This is a genomic window from Actinoplanes sp. NPDC024001 (genome assembly GCF_040638955.1).
Lineage (GTDB): Bacteria > Actinomycetota > Actinomycetes > Mycobacteriales > Micromonosporaceae > Actinoplanes.
On the sequence record NZ_JBEZZB010000365.1, the window covers coordinates 1 to 1,733 of the forward strand.

1 pseudogene is annotated in these 1,733 nt (G+C 73.5%); it reads left to right on the forward strand.

The features are described 5' to 3' along the window. Window positions 1-134: 134 nt before the first annotated feature. Window positions 135-1,733, forward strand: a pseudogene (locus AB0F81_RS51195) (type IV secretion system DNA-binding domain-containing protein); the annotation flags it as partial.

Here is a 1,733-nt window from a genome sequence, read left to right on the forward strand (position 1 = left end):
GCACCGGCCGCCGCGCCACCGGGCTCGCCGATCCCGTCACCTGGGTCCGGGCGGCACTGGACCTGGCCACCGAGGTGATCACCCCGATTCGTCAGCCGCACCCGGCGCGGCCCGCGACCCGGCCGGCACCCGCGGATCCGGTCCGCGACCGCGACGCGCGCCTCGCCGTGGACAAGGCCCTCGCCACGCTGTGGGAGGTCAGCCTGCGCTACGCCGTCGTGGCCACACCACAGCGGCCTGCCGGCGGGGACGGTGATGCGCTGCGCCGCCGGTTGGCGGTCATCGGGCACGGGCTGGCGTCGGCGTTCGGCATGTACACCGGACGCAACCGGCTGCGCCGGCACCGGCTGCGCCGGCCGGCCGCGGTGCTCGCCGACCGCCGGTTCTCCCGCGGTTTCCTGCTGTCGGCCGCCGAGGTGGCCGCGATCGCCGCGCTGCCCACCGATGTCGCCGTCCCCGGCCTGGACCGGGCCCGCGCCAAGAGCGCACCGGCACCGGTCACCGTGCCCTCTGGCGGCCGCAACACCAAGGTGCTCGGCCGCGCCGAGCTCGGCGGGCACACCGTCGCGCTGCGCATCGCGGACGCCCGCCAGCACATCCACCTGCTCGGCGCCACCGGCTCCGGCAAGTCCACCCTGATGACCCACCTCGTCCTGGACGACGTGAAGGCCCGCCGCGGCGTGGTCGTCATCGATCCCAAAGGCGACCTGGCCCTGGACATCCTCGACCGGCTGCCCGCCGACACCGCCGACCGTCTGGTGATCATCGACCCGGACCAGCAGGGCGGCGCCACCCTCAACCCGCTGGTCGGCGCCGACCACGACCTGGTCGTGGACAACATCGTCTCGGTCTTCAGCAAGATCTTCCAACGGCATTGGGGGCCACGCATCGACGACGTGCTGCGGGTGGCCTGCCTGACCCTGATGCGCCGCCCGAACCCGACCTTGCTGCTGGTGCCGCCGCTGCTCAACGACCGCGGGTTCCGGGCCGAGCTGACCGCCGATCTGGGCGACCCGGAAGGCCTCAAGGGGTTCTGGGAGTGGTACGAGTCGACACCGCCGCAGCTGCGCGCCCAGGTGATCGGCCCGGTGCTGGCCCGGCTGCGCTCGTTTCTGCTGCGCGACTTCGTCCGGCACACCCTCGGCGCGCAGCAGTCCAGCTTCGACATGCGCCGGGTCCTCGACGGCGGCATCCTGATCGCCCGGCTGCCGAAGGGCCAACTCGGTGAGGAGACCGCCAAGCTGATGGGCAGCCTGCTGTTCGCCTCCGTCTGGCAGGCGGCCACCGCCCGCGCCGGCACGGCCGAGCACCGGCGCCGTGACGCCGGGCTCTACCTGGACGAGGCGCACAACCTGCTGAACCTGCCCGGCTCGGTGGCCGACATGCTGGCCGAAGCCCGCGGCTACCGGCTGCGGCTGGTCCTGGCGCATCAGAACCTGATGCAGTTGCCCCGCGACATCCAACTGGCGTTGTCCGCCAACTGGCGTTGTCCGCGAACGCCCGCAACAAGATCTTTTTCAACTGTTCGCCGGAGGACGCCCACCAGTTGGCCCGGCACACCTTGCCGGAACTCGACGAGCACGACCTGTCGCACCTGGACGCCTACACCGCGGCGGCCCGGCTCGTCGTGGCGAACCGGGAGACCGCCGCGTTCACCCTGCGGACCCTGCCGCCCGCCCCGAGCGTCGGCGAGACCGCCGCGCTGCGCCGGGCGGTCGCCCGCGGCCCGGCCG